A 1,105-nucleotide genomic window follows, 5' to 3' on the forward strand; every position below is an offset into this window, starting at 1 on the left:
TGAGCAACGAGAGCCTGGCCAACCTGCTCAAGGAGGAGCGGCGCTTCGCCCCGCCCGCGGAGCTCGCCGCAGCCGCCAACGTCACCGCGGCCGCCTACACCCAGGCCTCCGCCGACCGCCTCGGCTTCTGGGCCGAACAGGCCCGCCGCCTGACCTGGACCGTCGAACCCACCCAGACCCTGGACTGGTCCAACCCCCCGTTCGCCACCTGGTTCGCCGACGGCACCCTCAACGTCGCCTACAACTGCGTCGACCGACACGTCGAAGCCGGCCACGGCGACCGCGTCGCCATCCACTTCGAAGGCGAACCCGGCGACAGCCGCACCCTCACCTACGCCCAGCTGAAGGACGAGGTCTCCCGGGCCGCCAACGCCCTGCTCGAACTCGGCGTCACCACCGGCGACCGCGTCGCCATCTACCTCCCCATGATCCCCGAAGCCGTCATCGCGATGCTCGCCTGCGCCCGCATCGGCGCCCCGCACTCCGTCGTCTTCGGCGGCTTCTCCGCCGACGCCGTCGCCTCCCGCATCCAGGACGCCGACGCCAAACTCGTCATCACCGCCGACGGCGGCTACCGCCGCGGCAAGCCCACCGCCCTCAAACCCGCCATCGACCAGGCCCTCACCAAGTGCCCCCAGGTCGAACACGTCCTGGTCGTGCGCCGCACCGGCCAGGACACCACCCTCACCGAGGGCCGCGACGTGTGGTGGCACGACATCTGCGACCGCCAGTCCACCACCCACACCCCCGAAGCCCACGACGCCGAACACCCGCTGTTCATCCTCTACACCTCCGGCACCACCGGAAAGCCCAAGGGCATCCTGCACACCTCCGGCGGCTACCTCACCCAGGCCGCCTACACCCACCACGCCGTCTTCGACCTCAAACCCGACACGGACGTCTACTGGTGCACCGCCGACATCGGCTGGGTCACCGGACACTCCTACATCGCCTACGGCCCCCTCGCCAACGGCGCCACCCAGGTCATCTACGAAGGCACCCCCGACACCCCCCACCAGGGCCGCTTCTGGGAGATCGTCCAGAAGTACGGCGTCACCATCCTCTACACCGCCCCCACCGCCATCCGCACCTTCATGAAGTGGGG

Annotated in this window: 1 protein-coding gene; it reads left to right on the plus strand. The window is 69.9% G+C overall.

Annotated features, from left to right (window positions below; translation table 11 throughout):
* The coding region (locus ACIBH3_RS35980; protein WP_396316325.1) for an AMP-binding protein at nucleotides 1-1,105 on the plus strand (1,105 nt) is incomplete at both ends.

This window comes from Kitasatospora sp. NPDC050543 (assembly GCF_044457565.1).
Taxonomy (GTDB): Bacteria; Actinomycetota; Actinomycetes; order Streptomycetales; family Streptomycetaceae; genus Kitasatospora.